Origin of the sequence: Streptomyces sp. NPDC002055 (assembly GCF_040296705.1) — a bacterium.
Taxonomy (GTDB): domain Bacteria; phylum Actinomycetota; class Actinomycetes; order Streptomycetales; family Streptomycetaceae; genus Streptomyces.
On the sequence record NZ_JBEOXS010000041.1, the window covers coordinates 1 to 13,944 of the forward strand.

Genomic DNA, 13,944 nt, shown 5'->3' on the forward strand with positions numbered 1-13,944 from the left:
ACGGCCTCGCAGACCGGCTGGGCCCTGCTCGCCCTGCTCGCCGCCGGGGAGCGCGACGGCACGGCCGTCACCCGCGGCCGCCCCGGACGGCGGCCGGCCCGGCCGGGACCGCTATCTGGACCTGCTGCGCGCCCTGGCGCTCGTCCGGGTCGTCGGCTACCACACCTTCGAATGGGCCTGGCTGACGCTGGTGTTCCCGTCCATGGGCGTGATGTTCGCGCTGGCCGGATCGCTGATGGCCCGTTCGCTGGAGCGTCCGGCGCCCGGCGTCCTGCGGGGCCGGCTCCGGCGCCTGCTGCCGCCGCTGTGGCTGTTCGGCGCGGTGGCGCTCGGCGGCATGTTCCTGGCCGGCTGGCATCCGGAGAAGGGGGAGGGGAGCTGGGGGTGGCTGCGCGTCCTGTGCTGGATCGTCCCGGTCGGCACCCCGCCCTACCCCTGGCACCTCGGCAGCCCGGACGGTCTCCTGGAGGACGGCTGGGCGTCGCAGGCCGCGGGGCCGCTCTGGTATCTGCGGGCCTATTTCTGGTTCGTGGTGCTGTCCCCGCTCCTGCTGCGGGCGTTCCGGCGGCTGCCCTGGCCCACGCTGCTCGCCCCGCTCGGGCTCACCGCGGTCCTCGGCACCGGGCTGGTGGAGATCCCCGGCCCCACCGGCGAGGCGGTGACCGACTTCGTGGTCTACGGCTCCTGCTGGATCCTCGGCTTCGCGCACCACGACGGGCTGCTCCGGCGGATCCCGGCGTATCTCGTCCCGTCGCTGGCACCGGTGTTCATGGCGCTCGGGCTGTGGTGGGCCACGGGGCATCCGGGCGAGGACGGCCTGGACCTCAACGACATCCCCCTGGCCCAGGCCCTGTGGTCGTTCGGATTCTGCGCGCTGCTGCTGAGCTTCGCCCCGTCCTGGCGGGAACTGCCGGGCCGGCTGGGGCGGCTGGACAAGCCGGTCACGCTGGCCAACAACCGGGCGGTGACGATCTACCTCTGGCACGAGGTCGCGATCATGGCGACCGTGCCGATGATCGACCTGCTGTGGGACGTGCCCTGGCTGGCCGACAGCCCGGGTTGGTCCGCCCTGCTGGAGAGCGCCGACACCGCGCTGATGTTCCTGCTGGCCTGGCCGCTGATCGCGCTGCTCGTGCTGGGCTTCGGCTGGGCGGAGGACCTGGCGGCCGGGCGCCGGGTGCGGCTGTGGCCCAGCGGCGGCGGCCGCCGCCGGGCGGGCCGGGCGCGCACGGGGGCACTCACAGCACCGCCGGGCGGCGGGTGAGAGCAAGGTTTCGTCCGCGTCACCTGTCGCCACGGCGCTGAAACGCGGCCTCCCTACCGTCGGGCGGTGACTGCCGCTCAGCCCCGACACCCGTGGAGGCGTGATGACCGCTCCGAGCACCACAGCCCGTAAGGGAGGCCGCTGGATCGAGCAGTGGGACCCGGAGGACACCGCCTTCTGGGAACGGGAGGGCAAACGGATCGCCGGACGCAACCTGGCGTTCTCGGTCCTCTCCGAGCACATCGGGTTCTCGATCTGGAGCCTGTGGTCGGTGATGGTGCTCTTCATGGGCCCGGAGTACGGGGTCGACCCGGCCGGGAAGTTCTTCCTGGTGGCGGTGCCCACCGTGGTCGGCGCCGTGCTCCGGGTCCCGTACACCTTCGCCGTCGCCCGGTTCGGCGGCCGCAACTGGACGGTCGTCAGCGCCCTGCTCCTGCTGCTGCCCACGGCCGCCGCGGCGACCGTGATGCACCCCGGCACCTCGTACACCACGTTCCTGGTGGTGGCGGCGATGACCGGGGTCGGCGGCGGCAACTTCGCCTCCTCCATGACCAACATCAACTGCTTCTACCCGCTGCGGAAGAAGGGATGGGCGCTCGGGCTCAACGCGGGCGGCGGCAACATCGGTGTCCCGGTCGTCCAGCTGGTCGCCCTGCTGGTCATCGGCGTGGCCGGGGCCGGCCACCCCCGGCTGGTGCTGGCCGTCTACATCCCGCTGATCGTCATCGCGGCGGTGCTGGCGGCCCTGCGGATGGACAACCTCGCGCCGGTGCGGAACGACACCGGGGCCGCCCGGGAAGCGGCCCGGGACGCCCACACCTGGATCATGGCGCTGCTCTACCTCGGCACCTTCGGGTCGTTCATCGGCTACAGCTTCGCCTTCGGCCTGGTCCTGCAGAACCAGTTCGACCGCACCCCGCTCCAGGCCGCCTCCCTCACCTTCATCGGCCCGCTGCTGGGCTCCCTGATCCGCCCCGTCGGCGGCCGGCTCGCCGACCGGATCGGCGGCGCCCGGGTGACCCTGTGGAACTTCGCCGCGATGGCCGTCGCGACCCTGGTGGTCGTCCAGGCCTCGGTGACGCGGTCGCTGCCGGTGTTCCTCGCCGGGTTCATCGCCCTGTTCGTCCTGTCCGGGCTCGGCAACGGCTCCACCTACAAGATGATCCCCGGCATCTTCCAGGCGAAGGCGGTCGCCCGCGGCCTGGCGGGGGAGGAGGCCGCGGCGTACGGGCGGCGGCTCTCCGGCGCCGCGATGGGGCTGATCGGCGCGGCCGGCGCGCTCGGCGGCCTCGCCATCAACCTCGCCTTCCGCCAGTCCTTCCAGGCCACGGGCAGCGGCACCCCGGCGTTCTGCTCCTTCCTCGCCTGTTACGCCCTGTGCTCCGTCGTGACCTGGGCGGTATACCTCCGGCGCACGGCGCCGACGGCCCGGACGGCCGAGCGGACGCGGCCGGAGCCCGCCTACGCTGAGGTCTGAGAACCGGTCCTCGGCAGGACGCACGGCCGGGGCGGTGGGCGCCGTAACAGCGGAGAAACACAGGAGTACCGCGCCCGTCACCGCCGGTTGACAGGATTCCGGGGACCCGGAAGAGCCGGGCGGGCCCGGGACGGCCCGCCGGCACACACGCACCACCCTTGCGAAGCGGGACGAGAGCCATGCAGGAGAAGACAGAAGCGGCGGAGCGGGCCAGCGCTCCGCCGCCCCTCGCCGGATTCACCGTCGGTGTCACCGCCGCCCGGCGCGCCGAGGAGCTGGGCGCGCTGCTGGAGCGCCGCGGTGCCGAGGTGATGCACGCGCCGGCGCTGCGCATCGTTCCGCTGCCCGACGACACCGAACTCCTCTCCGCCACCAAGGAATTGATCGGCAGTGGCCCGGACGTGGTGGTCGCGACCACCGCCATCGGCTTCCGCGGCTGGATCGAGGCCGCGGACGGCTGGGGCCTCGGCGACGCCCTCCTGGAGCGGCTGCGCGGGGTGGAACTCCTCGCCCGCGGGCCCAAGGTGAAGGGCGCGATCCGGGCCGCGGGGCTCACGGAGGAGTGGTCCCCCGCCTCGGAGTCGATGGCCGAGGTCCTCGACCGGCTGCTGGAGCAGGGCGTCGCGGGGCGCCGGATCGCGCTGCAACTGCACGGGGAGCCGCTGCCGGGCTTCATCGAGGCGCTGCGGGCCGGGGGCGCCGAGGTCGTAGGCGTGCCCGTCTACCGCTGGATGCCGCCGGAGGACATCGGCCCGCTGGACCGGCTGCTCGACGCCACGGTGCACCGCTCCCTGGACGCGGTCACCTTCACCAGCGCACCCGCGGCGGCCTCCCTGCTGGACCGGGCGCGGGAGCGGGGACTGCTGACGGAGCTGGTCGAGGCCCTGCGCCACGATGTGCTGCCGGCCTGCGTCGGGCCGGTGACCGCGCTGCCGCTGCAGGCCCACGACATCCCCACCGAACAGCCCGAACGCTTCCGGCTCGGACCGCTCGTCCAGCTGGTCTGCGCCGAACTCCCGGGGCGGGTACGACCGTTGGTGGTCGGCGGCCGCCAGGTGGAGATCCGCGGGCACGCGGTGCTGGTGGACGGCGAGCTGCGGTCGGTGCCGCCCGCCGGCATGGCGCTGCTGCGGGCGCTGGCCCGGCGGCCCGGCTGGGTGGTGTCGCGGGCGGACCTGCTGCGGGCGCTGCCCGGGGCGGGCCGGGACGAGCACGCGGTGGAGACGGCGATGGCCCGGCTGCGGACCGCGCTGGGCGCGCCGAAGCTCATCCAGACCGTGGTCAAGCGGGGCTACCGGCTGGCGCTCGACCCGGCGGCGGACACCAAGTACGGGGACGCGTAGACCCGGTTGGTGCGGCCTCCCGCCCCGGGGTGCGAGGCCGCTGTCACGAGGGCGCGGGCTCGCTGTCCCCAGTGCGCGAGGCCCACTGTCCCCAGGGCGGGGGCGACCCGGTCGGGGTACCCCGTTACGGGGGTTCGATTCCGGACCTCCCGCGGGCTCGCCCCGGACCTCCCGGCCGGCGGCCCGTGCCGTCGGCGATCCGTCGGCGGTCACCATCGGTCCATCGGCGGCCAGGAGAAGTCCCGCGGTGAGCAACAGCGAATCCTGAAACGTCAGGGCTGAGCCCCAACGGACTTCACCGCTCCGGCCATTCCTGGCGGTTCCTCCGCGATGCGGAATGTGTCCGGTGTGTCGACTCTGCGGAATTGAAGCGGATTCCTTCCCGCGCCCCGTGGAATTCCCGAGTGTGAGACGCGTCATGCCGCGGGCCGTGAACCGTCGCTTCGCCGCCCCCGTATCGCCCGCCGTCCGCCGAGCGATCCGCAAACTTTTTGTCGCGGCGTTGAGTCGATCGAGAGCCCCGCGCGTACTCATGGGGGAAGCAGCGAAAAGCCTGCGTCCACCAGATCTTTGGGGGAAACACCCATGCGCCAGTCCGACCGCGCCCGACCGCACGCGGTGTCCGCCCCCGCCGTTGCCGCCTCCCGCCGCACGGCGGTCCGCGAGCACGGTCTCCCGGACTCGGGCCAGAGCGGCGGAGATTCCGGAAACTCCTCGGGCCACTGACCGTTCCCCCACGCCAGTGGTTCCGAGGACGGGCGGGGGTCCGCCGCAGACGAGGGCTGCGGACCCCCGCCCCACTTCGTGACTTCCGTCAATGACCGTTCCCAGCCTTTCTCCAAAACTGGGACTCGACCAGGAGGTTCGGGTGCGCAAGGATGCGGCCGTGGTCGAACATCGTCCTTCAAGAACGCGCCATAGGGCCGAGAAGCCCCGAGTCGGCACCCCCGTGCCGGACGAGGAGCTCATGCGGGCCCTCTACCGCGAGCACGCAGGTCCGTTGCTCGCCTACGTCCTCCGCTTGGTCGCGGGCGACCGCCACCGCGCGGAGGACGTCGTCCAGGAAACCCTGGTGCGGGCATGGCGGAACGCGGACCAACTGAACCGGGCCACCGGCTCGGTGCGGCCGTGGCTCGTGACCGTCGCGCGGCGCATCGTCATCGACGGGCACCGCAGCCGTCAGGCGCGCCCGCAGGAGGTCGACCCGTCACCTCTGGAACTCATGCCCGCGGAGGATGAGATTGACAAGGCTCTGTCACTCATGACGCTCTCGGATGCCTTGGGTGACCTGAGTGACGCGCATAGGGAAGCGCTCGTCGAGACATACTTCAAGGGTCGGACCGTCAATGAAGCGGCAGAAAAACTCGGCATACCCAGCGGGACCGTGAGATCCCGCGTTTTCTACGCGCTGCGCTCCATGAAGCTCGCGCTCGAGGAACGAGGAGTGACGGCATGACAGCGTACGAGCGCCATTCAGAGCACGAGGCCGTCGGTGCCTACGCGCTCGGCGTGCTGGACGCTGCGGACGCGGCCCGATTCGAGGACCACCTGGCCTACTGCGAGCCCTGCGCACAGCAGCTCGACGAGTTCATGGGCCTCGAACCGCTGCTCGCCACGCTTGCCGAGACTCCCTCCGCGGTGCCCGATCCCGCGACCCTCCACGCCAAGCCGACGCCGCAGCTGCTGGACCGGCTGGTCGACGAGGTGGCGGTGCGGCGCACTCAGCGCCGGCGCCGCGGCCTGTACCTGGTCGCGGCGGCCGCCGCGCTGATCATCGGCGGACCGGTGGTCGCCACGGCGGTGACGTCGGAGAAGACCGGCTCCAACGTCGCCCTGCCGCACGCGCACTCCACCAGCCCGGCGGAGGACGCGTTCTTCAACCACATGACCGACAAGGTCAAGGGAACCGACCCCGGCACCAAGATCGCTGCCACGGTCGGCACCGAGAAGAAGGCCTGGGGCACCCACACGGTTCTGGAGCTGAAGAACGTGAAGGGCCCCGAGCGGTGCAACCTCATCGCCGTGTCCAAGAGCGGCGAGGAAGAGGTCATCACGTCCTGGGGCGTCCCCCGATGGGGTTACGGCATCCCGGGCAGCAAGCACGAGGTCGGCAAGAAGCCGCTGTACGTCCACGGCGGTGCCGCGATGTCCCGTGACGACATCGACCACTTCGAGGTCCGGACCTTCTCGGGCAAGCGCCTCGTCTCGATCAACGCCTGATCGCACCCCCGGCGGGCCGCGTCCGCAGCCGTCCGGCTGCCCGCGCGGCCCGCTACGGCGTTCCCGCCCGGCCGCTCCTCGGCGCACCCCGCTGACCGGGCCCTTCCGCTCCGCTCTCCCCCTCCCGGCCCCGGACGGGCAGGCGTGCGCCGCACGCGCCCGTGGCGTACGGTTGACGGCTGCCCAGCACGTCAGAAGGGGGATCCGGGTGGCCGCGCAGGATGCCGCAGTCGATTCGGTTCGGGACCGCGAGATCGGGGTCGAGCAGGAACATCTGGACCAGGTGTACCGGCGCCTCGAGGAGAAGATCCACGAAGCCGAGTTCCTGATGGACGACGCCGCTCGCCGCGGCCAGGTCGGCACGCCCGGGGCGCTCGCCGAGCGCGACGCGCAGGTGTTCCGCGCCGGCGTCCACCTCAACCGGCTGAACAGCGAATTCGAGGACTTCCTCTTCGGCCGGATCGACCTGCTGCTGGGCAAGGACGGCAAGCGCGGCCCGGACGGCGCCTACACCTCGGTGGAGCCCGCCGAGGACGCCGTGCGCACCGACGAGGCCGGGTCGTACGGCCACATCGCCGAGACCCTGCACATCGGCCGGCTCGGGGTGCTCGACGCCGACTACTCCCCGCTGGTCATCGACTGGCGCGCGCCCGCCGCCGCACCCTTCTACCGCTCGACGCCCAAGGATCCCGGCCGGGTGGTGCGCCGCCGGGTGATCCGCAGCAAGGGCCGCCGGGTGCTCGGCGTCGAGGACGACCTGCTCAGACCCGAACTGACCGCCACGCTCGACGGCGGGGAACTGCCCGTGGTGGGCGACGGCGCGCTGATGGCGGCGCTCGGCCGGGCCCGCAGCCACGCCATGCGGGACATCGTCTCCTCCATCCAGGCCGAACAGGACGAGGTGATCCGGGCCCCCGCCGCCTCCGTCACCGAGGTCGGCGGCGGCCCCGGCACCGGCAAGACCGCGGTGGCGCTGCACCGCGCCGCGTACCTCCTTTACCAGGACCGCCGCCGGTACGCCGGGGGCATCCTCGTGGTCAGCCCCACCCCGCTGCTGGTCGCCTACACCGAGGGCGTGCTGCCGTCCCTCGGCGAGGAGGGCCAGGTCGCCATCCGCGCGGTGGGCTCACTCGTCGACGGGGCCGAGGCCACCACCTACGACGAACCGGCGGTGGCCCGGATCAAGGGCTCCTCCCGGATGGTCAAGGTGCTCCGCAAGGCGGTCCGCGGCGCCCTGGAACTGCCGCGCCCCGGCACCGACGGCACCGCACCGCCGGACGTCCCCGAGCAGCTCCGGGTGGTCGCCTTCGGCAGCCGCATCGAGCTCGGCCCGGAGGACCTCGGGCACATCCGCCGGACGGCGCTCGGCGGCACCGCGCCGGTCAACCTGCTGCGCCCGCGGGCCCGCCGGCTGGTGCTGGACGCCCTGTGGGCGAAGTCCGGCGCGGGCCGCCGGTACAGCGACCCGGAGCTGGCGGCCGAGGCCCGGCAGGCGTTCGACGACGACATCGCGGGCGAGCCGTACTTCATCGACTTCCTCGACGCCTGGTGGCCCGAGCTGACCCCGCGCCGGGTGCTCGCCGCGATGGCCGACGAACGGCGGCTCGCCCGCTGGTCGCGCCGGGTGCTGACCCCGCGCGAGGCCCGCCGGCTGGCGCGCTCCCTGCGGCGGCTGGGCCCGGACGGCCGGGGAGCTCTCTCCGTGCACGACGTGGCGCTGCTGGACGAACTGCACACCCTGCTCGGCGCCCCGGCCCGCCCCCGCAAGCGGGAGGCCGACCCGCTCGACCAGCTCACCGGTCTGGACGAGGTCACCACCTTCGCCGACCGCACCGCCGGCCGCCGCAGCCGCACCGAGCGGCTGGAGGAGGAGCGGACGGACTACGCCCATGTCATCGTCGACGAGGCGCAGGACCTCACGCCCATGCAGTGGCGGCTGGTGGGCCGCCGCGGCCGGCACGCCACCTGGACGGTCGTGGGCGACCCCGCGCAGAGCTCCTGGTCGGACCCGGACGAGGCCGCCGAGGCGCGGGACGAGGCGCTGGGCGCCCGGCCGCGCCGCCGGTTCACCCTGACCGTCAACTACCGGAACCCGGCGGAGATCGCCGAGGTCGCGGCCAAGGTGCTGGCCCTGGCCATGCCGGGCATGGAGTCCCCGGCGGCGGTCCGCTCCACCGGCACCGTGCCCCGCTTCGCCGTCGCGGCGAAGGGCCCGGCGACGGACGGTCCGGCGGCGAACGGCTCGGCGGTGAGCGGCTCGGCGACGGACGGCACCGGACCGAACGAAACCGTGGTGAACGAAACCGCGGTGAACGACACCGTGGCGGACGGCGCCGCGGCGGACGACACCGCGGCGACCGGCGGCCCGGTCGGCGACCCCGCGCGGGCCGGCGCCCCCGCCCGCGAGCGGGACCGGAACGCCGCCGACACCCTCGGAGCGGCCGTCCGCCAGGAGGCGGAACGCCTGCTCGGCGAGGTGGACGGCACCGTCGGCGTGGTCGTCGCCATGGACCGGCGCGAGGAGGCCCGGCAGTGGCTGGCGGGCCTCGGCGAACGGGTGGTGCCCCTGGGCAGCCTGGAGGCGAAGGGCCTGGAGTACGACGCCACGGTCGTCGTCTCGCCCGCGGAGATCGCGGACGAGTCCCCGGCCGGCCTGCGGGTGCTGTACGTGGCGCTGACCCGGGCCACCCAGCGGCTGACGGTGCTCTCCGGCGAACGGGACGCTCCGGACGCGGACGGGGTGCCGGATCTGCTGCGGGACTGACGTCGGCTGATCGGGGTCGATTTCGGACCAACTGGCCGCCCAGGAATGACTTTCCGGGGCTCTTTGTTAGCCTGAGTGTGGCACCGGCCCGATCCAAGCCCCCGGGCCCAACCTTAGTCGCTTCGAGCGACCACTTGCCGCGAGGCGAGCATGGCGGGTCGGTGCCACCTTCGTTCGCACGTCGGGCGTCCCTTCTCCGCGGAGGGGCGCCCGAAGTGCTGTGCGGGGGGCGCCCGATGCGGGTGCGTGCGCCGCTCCGGCCCGGCGCGGCCGGCGCCTCCCGGCCCGCTGTACGGGGCCCGGAGCGCCATGGCTGGTTACCGTGTACCGGCTGGTAGGTGCGACGATCGTACGGCGCGTCCCGGCATCCCCTGTGGTCGCGCGTCACGCGAAACAAGGGAAAGCAGAGGAAGTCCGCCATGGCAACGGCGCCCAGCGTCTCCTACTCGATGACCGTCCGGCTGGAGGCACCGGCGAGCGGCACGGCCGTCAGCCAGCTCACCACGGCCGTGGAGTCCTCCGGGGGCTCGGTGATCGGTCTCGACGTCACCGCTTCCGGCCACGAGACGCTGCGGATAGACGTCACCGTCGGCGCCACCTCCACCGCGCACGCCGACGAGATCGTCGAGAAGCTGCGCGGCATCGAGGGTGTCCACCTGGGCAAGGTCTCCGACCGTACCTTCCTGATGCACCTCGGTGGCAAGATCGAGATGGCGTCCAAGCATCCCATTCGCAACCGTGACGACCTCTCCATGATCTACACCCCGGGGGTCGCCCGGGTGTGCATGGCCATCGCCGAGAACCCCGAGGACGCCCGCCGCCTCACCATCAAGCGCAACTCCGTCGCCGTCGTCACCGACGGCTCGGCGGTCCTGGGCCTGGGCAACATCGGCCCCAAGGCCGCCCTGCCGGTGATGGAGGGCAAGGCCGCCCTCTTCAAGCGCTTCGCCGGGATCGACGCCTGGCCGCTCTGCCTGGACACCCAGGACAGCGACGCCATCGTGGAGATCGTCAAGGCCATCGCCCCCGGCTTCGCGGGCATCAACCTGGAGGACATCTCCGCGCCGCGCTGCTTCGAGATCGAGGCCCGGCTGCGCGAGGCCCTCGACATCCCGGTCTTCCACGACGACCAGCACGGCACCGCCATCGTCGTGCTCGCCGCGCTCACCAACGCGCTGCGGGTGGTCGGCAAGGCCATCGGCGACGTGCGGGTCGTGATGTCCGGAGCCGGCGCCGCGGGCACGGCCATCCTGAAACTGCTGATCGCCGCCGGGGTGCGGCACGCGGTCGTCGCCGACATCCACGGCGTCGTGCACGCCGGGCGCCCCGACCTGGTCTCCGCCGACCCGGAGTCCCCGCTGCGCTGGATCGCCGACAACACCAACCCCGAGGGCATTACCGGCACCCTGAAGGAGGCCGTGGCCGGTGCGGACGTCTTCATCGGCGTGTCCGCGCCGAACGTGCTCGCGGGCGAGGACGTCGCCGCGATGGCGGACGACGCGATCGTCTTCGCGCTCGCCAACCCGGACCCCGAGGTGGACCCGGCCGTGGCCCGGCAGACCGCCGCGGTGGTCGCCACCGGCCGCAGCGACTTCCCCAACCAGATCAACAACGTGCTCGTCTTCCCGGGCGTCTTCCGCGGCCTGCTCGACGCGCAGTCACGCACGGTGAACACCGAGATGATGCTGGCGGCCGCCGCGGCGCTCGCCGACGTGGTCACCGAGGACGAGATCAACCCGAACTACATCATCCCCAGCGTCTTCAACGACAAGGTCGCGGGCGCGGTCGCGGGTGCCGTCCGGGACGCCGCCAAGGCGTCGGGACCGGCGGTGACCGGGGTCACCGGGGAGCAGTAGGCCGGTTCCGGCGGGCCCGGGCACGGCGCGTCGCGTGACTCCGGGCCGCCGTGGCCCCCATAGGGTGACGGGGGCAGAAAAGGGTCGCACACCCTGAAGCCAGGCCCTGCGGTGCGCTGCCGGGAGTGGACGGAGCGTCACAAAGTGAGGCAGTGGCGTCTTCCGTGTGACTCTCGAGGGTGCCGGATTGGCTTTCCCGCCTCAGGTGGGGGCAGGATGCGTATCGCGGGCGCGAGGGTCTGGCTTCAGACCCGGGTCCGGGGACTGTCCGAGGGCCCTGGCAGCATCGGCTTCGATCTCACGCCTCAATGGCAAGAAGAACACGGGAGTAACTATGAACCGCAGTGAGCTGGTGGCCGCTCTTTCCGAGCGCGCCGAGGTGACCCGCAAGGACGCGGACGCCGTCCTGGCCGCCCTCGCCGAGACCATCGGTGAGGTCGTCTCCAAGGGCGACGAGAAGGTCACCATCCCCGGCTTCCTGACTTTCGAGCGCACCCACCGTGCCGCTCGCACCGCGCGTAACCCGCAGACCGGCGACCCGATCCAGATCCCGGCCGGTTACAGCGTGAAGGTCTCCGCGGGCTCCAAGCTCAAGGAAGCCGCCAAGGGCAAGTAAGGCCACAGACAACACAGAGGGCGGCCACCCCTTCCGGGGTGGCCGCCCTTCGTCGTGCCTGCGGTGCCTCGTCGTGCGTGCGGGGCCGTGCCGTGCGTGCCGCGGCGCCGGCCGGTGCGGGGCCCGTCAGGGCCCGCCGCCTCCGTCGACCGGCGCCAGGGCCTTGATCACGGCCCTGAGCCCCGTCCGGCTCCCGTGGGCGCCCGAGGCGGCCCGGCAGCCGGACGGCGGGCTCAGGCGCCCGTGGAGCCGCCCGGGAGCTCGACCTTCGCGCCCAGCTCCACCAGCTTGCTCATGAAGTTCTCGTAGCCGCGGTTGATCAGGTCGATGCCGTGCACCCGGGAGGTGCCCTGCGCCGCCAGCGCCGCGATCAGGTACGAGAAGCCGCCGCGGAGGTCCGGGATGACCAGGTCGGAGCCCTGGAGCCGGGTCGGGCCGGAGACGACCGCCGAGTGCAGGAAGTTCCGCTGCCCGAAGCGGCACGCCGAGCCGCCGAGGCACTCGCGGTAGAGCTGGATGTGCGCGCCCATCTGGTTCAGGGCGGAGGTGAAGCCCAGCCGCGACTCGTACACCGTCTCGTGGACGATGGAGAGCCCGGACGCCTGGGTCAGGGCGACGACCAGCGGCTGCTGCCAGTCGGTCTGGAAGCCGGGGTGGACGTCGGTCTCCAGCGCGATCGCGTTCAGCGGGCCGCCCGGGTGCCAGAAGCGGATGCCCTCGTCGCCGATCTCGAAGGCGCCGCCGACCTTCCGGAAGGTGTTGAGGAAGGTCATCATCGAGCGCTGCTGCGCGCCGCGCACGTAGATGTTGCCCTCGGTGGCCAGCGCCGCGCTCGCCCAGGAGGCCGCCTCCAGGCGGTCCGGGAGCGCGCGGTGGTTGTAGCCGCCCAGCTTGTCGACACCGGTGATCCGGATGGTGCGGTCGGTGTCCATGGAGATGATCGCGCCCATTTTCTGCAGAACGCAGATCAGGTCCTCGATCTCCGGCTCCACGGCGGCGTTCGACAGCTCGGTGACGCCCTCGGCCAGCACGGCCGTCAGCAGCACCTGCTCGGTCGAGCCGACCGACGGGTACGGCAGCCGGATCTTGGTGCCGCGCAGTCGCTGCGGAGCCTCCAGGTACTGGCCGTCCGCCCGCTTCTCGATGACCGCGCCGAACTGGCGCAGCACGTCGAAGTGGAAGTCGACCGGACGGCCGCCGATGTCGCAGCCGCCCAGGCCCGGGATGAAGGCGTGGCCGAGCCGGTGCAGCAGCGGGCCGCAGAAGAGGATCGGGATGCGGGAGGAGCCGGCGTGGGCGTCGATGTCGGCGACATTGGCGCTCTCCACCCGGGACGGGTCGAGGATCAGCTCGCCGGACTCGTCACCCGGCCGGACGGTGACGCCGTGCAGCTGGAGCAGCCCACGGACGACGCGGACGTCGCGGATGTCGGGCACATTGCGCAGCCGACTGGGCTCGCTTCCCAACAGAGCGGCGACCATGGCCTTCGGCACGAGGTTCTTCGCGCCGCGGACACGGATCTCGCCCTCGAGCGGGGTGCCGCCGTGGACAAGCAGGACATCGTCGGTGCCGGTCATGGATCTCGCGTTCCTGGAGTCGGGCAGGGGCCAAAGGGAAATGGTAAGGGCCGAGTGCCCCTGTCCCGTAAGGGCGAGAACGCCACGGTCACGTCATGAACGTGTGACAACACGCTCCGTCCACCGCTCGCGCCGCTGGGTCACCGGGCGCGCCCCCGCTGCCGCCGTACGCCCCGTGCTGCCATCAGCCACGTAGCCCGGTTGACTCCCCGCGCGGGGCGAACGTGCGGGATCATGTGCTCATGACCGAGGTGTCCTCCCTCACAGGACGGCTGCTGGTGGCGACACCGGCGCTGGCCGACCCGAACTTCGACCGCGCGGTGGTGCTGCTCCTCGACCACGACGACGAGGGGTCGCTGGGGGTCGTCCTGAACCGGCCGACACCGGTGGGGGTCGGCGACATCCTCGAGTCCTGGGCCGAGCTGGCCGGGGATCCCGGCGTGGTCTTCCAGGGCGGTCCGGTGTCGCTGGACTCGGCGCTCGGCGTGGCCGTGGTGCCCGGCGAGACCGGAGCGGTCGTGGGGGAGGGGCCGCTGGGCTGGCGGCGGGTGCACGGGGCGATCGGGCTGGTCGACCTGGAGGCGCCCCCGGAGCTGCTGGCCGCGGCCGTCGGCTCGTTGCGGATCTTCGCCGGCTACGCGGGCTGGGGGCCCGGCCAGCTGGAGGAGGAGCTGGTCGACGGCGCCTGGTACGTGGTGGAGTCCGAGCCCGGTGACGTGTCCTCGCCGGACCCCGAGCAGTTGTGGCGGGCGGTGCTGCGGCGGCAGCGGAACGAACTCGCCATGGTGGCGACCTACCCCGACGACCCGAGCCTCAACTGAGCAGGG

General features: G+C 72.7%; 10 protein-coding genes. 9 read left to right on the top strand and 1 reads right to left on the bottom strand.

What is annotated here, in order from left to right; all coding sequences use genetic code 11:
- From ABT112_RS23715 to ABT112_RS23750, 8 genes are all read left to right on the top strand, one after another.
- The coding region (locus ABT112_RS23715; protein ID WP_351512670.1) for an acyltransferase family protein at positions 1–1,264 on the top strand (1,264 nt) is incomplete at its 5' end.
- A gap of 103 nt (positions 1,265–1,367) precedes the next feature.
- Entirely contained in the window at positions 1,368–2,741 is a 1,374-nt protein-coding gene (locus ABT112_RS23720) for a nitrate/nitrite transporter (RefSeq protein ID WP_351512672.1), read from the top strand.
- A gap of 179 nt (positions 2,742–2,920) precedes the next feature.
- Positions 2,921–4,084, top strand: a complete 1,164-nt coding sequence (locus tag ABT112_RS23725) for a uroporphyrinogen-III synthase (RefSeq protein WP_351512674.1) — start codon at positions 2,921–2,923, stop codon at positions 4,082–4,084.
- Positions 4,085–4,901: 817 nt separating this feature from the next.
- The gene (locus tag ABT112_RS23730; RefSeq protein ID WP_432096284.1) at positions 4,902–5,540 is read left to right on the top strand and encodes a sigma-70 family RNA polymerase sigma factor; all 639 of its coding nucleotides are present in this window, start codon (positions 4,902–4,904) and stop codon (positions 5,538–5,540) included.
- On the top strand, positions 5,537–6,304 hold the full coding sequence (locus ABT112_RS23735) for a zf-HC2 domain-containing protein (protein WP_351512675.1): 768 nt from the start codon (positions 5,537–5,539) through the stop codon (positions 6,302–6,304). The genes ABT112_RS23730 and ABT112_RS23735 overlap by 4 nt, the downstream gene beginning before the upstream one ends.
- Before the next feature lie 208 nt (positions 6,305–6,512).
- On the top strand, positions 6,513–9,068 hold the full coding sequence (locus tag ABT112_RS23740; RefSeq protein ID WP_351512677.1) for a HelD family protein: 2,556 nt from the start codon (positions 6,513–6,515) through the stop codon (positions 9,066–9,068).
- A gap of 419 nt (positions 9,069–9,487) precedes the next feature.
- The gene (locus tag ABT112_RS23745; protein WP_351512679.1) at positions 9,488–10,924 is read left to right on the top strand and encodes an NAD-dependent malic enzyme; all 1,437 of its coding nucleotides are present in this window, start codon (positions 9,488–9,490) and stop codon (positions 10,922–10,924) included.
- Positions 10,925–11,258: 334 nt separating this feature from the next.
- Positions 11,259–11,540, top strand: coding sequence for an HU family DNA-binding protein (locus ABT112_RS23750; RefSeq protein ID WP_351512681.1), 282 nt, complete (start codon positions 11,259–11,261; stop codon positions 11,538–11,540).
- Between the two features lie 233 nt (positions 11,541–11,773).
- On the opposite strand, the gene murA is transcribed toward ABT112_RS23750, so the two are convergent.
- On the bottom strand, positions 11,774–13,117 hold the full coding sequence (gene murA / locus ABT112_RS23755; protein ID WP_351512683.1) for a UDP-N-acetylglucosamine 1-carboxyvinyltransferase: 1,344 nt from the start codon (positions 13,115–13,117) through the stop codon (positions 11,774–11,776).
- A 242-nt stretch (positions 13,118–13,359) separates the two neighbouring features.
- Between murA and ABT112_RS23760 the strand changes: the two genes are divergently transcribed.
- Positions 13,360–13,938 (top strand): YqgE/AlgH family protein, encoded by a 579-nt coding sequence (locus ABT112_RS23760; protein WP_351512685.1) that lies wholly within the window; start codon positions 13,360–13,362, stop codon positions 13,936–13,938.
- The last annotated feature ends 6 nt before the right edge of the window (positions 13,939–13,944 follow it).

Coding starts and splice junctions, on each gene's coding strand:
- ABT112_RS23720 (WP_351512672.1), top strand. CDS start 1,368: ATGACCGCTCCGAGCACCACAGCCCGTAAGGGAGGCCGCTGGATCGAG.
- ABT112_RS23725 (WP_351512674.1), top strand. CDS start 2,921: ATGCAGGAGAAGACAGAAGCGGCGGAGCGGGCCAGCGCTCCGCCGCCC.
- ABT112_RS23730 (WP_432096284.1), top strand. CDS start 4,902: ATGACCGTTCCCAGCCTTTCTCCAAAACTGGGACTCGACCAGGAGGTT.
- ABT112_RS23735 (WP_351512675.1), top strand. CDS start 5,537: ATGACAGCGTACGAGCGCCATTCAGAGCACGAGGCCGTCGGTGCCTAC.
- ABT112_RS23745 (WP_351512679.1), top strand. CDS start 9,488: ATGGCAACGGCGCCCAGCGTCTCCTACTCGATGACCGTCCGGCTGGAG.
- ABT112_RS23750 (WP_351512681.1), top strand. CDS start 11,259: ATGAACCGCAGTGAGCTGGTGGCCGCTCTTTCCGAGCGCGCCGAGGTG.
- murA (WP_351512683.1), bottom strand. CDS start 13,117: ATGACCGGCACCGACGATGTCCTGCTTGTCCACGGCGGCACCCCGCTC.
- ABT112_RS23760 (WP_351512685.1), top strand. CDS start 13,360: ATGACCGAGGTGTCCTCCCTCACAGGACGGCTGCTGGTGGCGACACCG.